Origin of the sequence: Microbacterium sp. ISL-103, from assembly GCF_018613995.1 — a bacterium.
Taxonomy (GTDB): domain Bacteria; phylum Actinomycetota; class Actinomycetes; order Actinomycetales; family Microbacteriaceae; genus Microbacterium.
In genome coordinates this window covers 1-2,938 of sequence record NZ_JAGGPD010000634.1, presented here as the reverse complement: position 1 = coordinate 2,938, position 2,938 = coordinate 1, and the positions used below count along the sequence as shown (strand labels likewise).

3 protein-coding genes are annotated in these 2,938 nt (G+C 69.3%); all 3 read right to left on the bottom strand.

Features of this window, described 5'->3' with window-relative positions:
• Positions 1-209: 209 nt before the first annotated feature.
• Positions 210-1,112: a 3-hydroxyisobutyrate dehydrogenase gene (gene mmsB / locus J7E68_RS18925; protein WP_215175091.1), complete on the bottom strand. Its 903-nt coding sequence runs from the start codon at positions 1,110-1,112 to the stop codon at positions 210-212.
• Entirely contained in the window at positions 1,109-2,290 is a 1,182-nt protein-coding gene (locus J7E68_RS18920; protein ID WP_215175090.1) for an acyl-CoA dehydrogenase family protein, read from the bottom strand. Before J7E68_RS18920 ends, mmsB begins: the two co-directional genes overlap by 4 nt.
• Positions 2,291-2,319: 29 nt before the next feature.
• The coding region (locus J7E68_RS18915; protein WP_215175089.1) for an aldehyde dehydrogenase family protein at positions 2,320-2,938 on the bottom strand (619 nt) is incomplete at its 5' end.

Here is a 2,938-nt window from a genome sequence, read left to right as displayed (position 1 = left end):
GGTCATCTCAGTATGTCGCGCGGTGGTCGGCGTCATCCGGCCGCGCGCGTGTCCTCGGGTGTCACCTGCATGCTCAGATCACACCTGCATGCCCGGATGCGCCGATCCAGCCTGCATCCGTGATCTCAGCATGCATTCGTGCCACGGTGGACGGGGGCGGGGCACAGGGTGGACGGGGGCGGGGGCACTGGCGGCGGGGGCGGGGGCAGTCACACCGGCGCATCGCGGATGTCGGTGATGATGCCCGAGAAGTCCCTCGATGCTCCCTCGCCGGCAGCGAAGTCGGCGTAGAGCTGCTGGGCGAGGCGCCCCATCTTCGCGTCGGTGGAGGTCTGCTCGATCGCCTGCAGCGCGAGTCCGAGGTCTTTGGCCATGAGAGAGCCGGCGAATCCCGGCTGGTAGTCACGGTTCGCCGGACTCGTCGGCACCGGCCCGGGCACGGGGCAGTTCGTCGTGATCGACCAGCACTGACCGGATGCCTGCGAGACGACATCGAACAGGGCCTGGTGCTCGAGCCCGAGCCGCTCCCCCAGCACGAACGCCTCGGCGACCGCGATCTGCGAGACCGCGAGCACCATGTTGTTGCAGACCTTCGCGGCCTGCCCGAGCCCCGGCCCCCCGCAGTGCACGATGCGCTTTCCCATGATCTCGAGCACCGGAAGCGCCGCGGCGAAGTCCTCGTCCGATCCGCCGACCATGAAGGCGAGCGTGCCGTTCTCGGCACCGACGACTCCGCCCGAGACGGGGGCGTCGACGTTGCGGTGCCCGGCGGCGAGGGCGAGGGCGTGCGCGGCCCTGGCCTCGTCGACCGCGATCGTCGAGGACTCGATGAACAGCGTGTCCGGGCGCGCGGCGGCGAGCAGCTCGGTGCGGTACGCGTCGATCACGTGCCTGCCCGCCGGGAACATCGTGATCACCACATCGGCGTCGGCGACGGCATCCGCTCCGCTGGCTGCGATCGGGATGCCGGCAGCTCTCGCCGCGTCGATCGCCGCCGGAACGAGGTCGAAGCCGTGCACCTCGTGCCCGGCCGCGACCAGGTTCTTCGCCATCGGGAGCCCCATGTGGCCGAGTCCGAGGAACGCGACGCGGGTCTTCAGCGGCTCGGTCATGACGCGCTCCGCATGGAGGCGGATCCTGCCGGTCGCAGCATCTCGCGGCCGACGATGAGTCTCCTGATCTCGTTCGTGCCCTCGAGGATCTGATGCACGCGCAGATCACGGACGACCTTCTCGATGCCGTAGTCCTGCAGATACCCGTAGCCGCCGTGCAGCTGCAGCGCACGGTTGGCGACGTCGAATCCGGCATCGGTCGCGAAGCGCTTGGCCATCGCACAGCGCATCGTCGCATCCGGGGCGTGCTCGTCGACCGCCAATGCGCCGTCGCGCACCATGAGGCGCGCGGCCTGCAGATCGGTGCGCATGTCGGCGATCGCGAACAGGATCGACTGCTTCTCGGCCAGCGGCTCGCCGAACGCGACCCGCTCGTGCACGTACTGCACCGCCCGGTCGAGCGCCCATTTCGCCCCGCCCAGCGCGCAGGCCGCGATGTTGAGACGACCGCCGTTGAGCGCCGACATCGCGATCGCGAAGCCACGGCCCTCGTCGCCGAGCATGCCGGATGCCGGGATGCGGACGCCGTCGAGGATGACCTGGCGAGTGGGCTGCGCGTGCCAGCCCATCTTCTTCTCGGGGGCGCCGAAGTTCAGCCCCTCGGCATCGCCCGGCACGAGGAACGCGCTGATGCCGCGGGCTCCCGGCTCGCCCGTGCGCGCCATGACGACGTAGACCGCGGCCTCACCCGCACCCGAGATGAACTGCTTCACGCCCGTGAGCAGATAGTCGTCTCCGTCTCGCACCGCACTCGTGGCGACGTTCGCGGCGTCGGACCCGACTCCCGGCTCGGTCAGGCAGTAGCCGCCGAACTCCTGCATCGCGGTGAGCTCGGGCAGCCAGCGGCCGCGCTGCGCGTCGTCGCCGTAGGTGTCGATCATCCACACCACCATGTTGTGGATCGAGATGTACGCGGCGACCGCCGGATCGCCCTTCGCGAGCTCTTCGAAGATCGCGACGGTGTCGGAGCGGCTGAGTCCTGTGCCGCCGAAGTCCTCGCGCACATAGATGCCGCCGAGCCCGAGTTCGCCGGCCTTGCCCAGGGATTCGCGGGGGAAGATGTGCTTCTCGTCGCGCTCGGCTGAGAACGGGGCGAGCTCGGTCTCGGCGAACTCGCGGACGGCATCGAGGATCGCCTCGCGTTCTTCGGCGGTGGTGGTGACTGTGGTCATGGTCATCGTGGTTCCTTGTGGGATGTCGCGGCGGATCAGTGCATGGTCGGGATGACGAAGCTCGCGCCGTCGCGGATGCCCGCCGACGGCCAGCGGCTCGTGACCGTCTTGGTCTTCGTGTAGAAGCGGAACGCGTCGGCACCGTGCTGGTTGAGGTCGCCGAATCCGCTGCGCTTCCAGCCGCCGAACGTGTAATACGCGATCGGCACGGGGATCGGCACGTTCACGCCGACCATCCCCACCTCGACCCGTGCGGCGAAGTCGCGGGCGGCATCGCCGTCGCGCGTGAAGATCGCGACGCCGTTGCCGTATTCATGCTCGGATGCCATGCGCAGCGCCTCTTCGTAGTCGGCGGCGCGTGCGATCACGAGCACCGGGCCGAAGATCTCCTCGCGGTAGATCGCCATGTCGGTGGTGACGTGGTCGAACAGCGTCGGTCCGAGGTAGAACCCCTGCTCGTGCCCCTCGACCGTGAATCCGCGACCGTCGGCGAGCAGCGTCGCCCCCTCGTCGACTCCCTGCTGGATGTACCCCTCGACCCGCTCGACCGCGGCGCGTGTGACGAGGGGACCGTAGTCGACGTCGGCTGCGAGCGAAGGGCCGATGCGCAGCTGCGCCACGCGCTCGGTGAGCTTGGCGGCGAGAGCATCCGCC

Coding starts and splice junctions, on each gene's coding strand:
- J7E68_RS18920 (WP_215175090.1), bottom strand. CDS start 2,290: ATGACCATGACCACAGTCACCACCACCGCCGAAGAACGCGAGGCGATC.
- mmsB (WP_215175091.1), bottom strand. CDS start 1,112: ATGACCGAGCCGCTGAAGACCCGCGTCGCGTTCCTCGGACTCGGCCAC.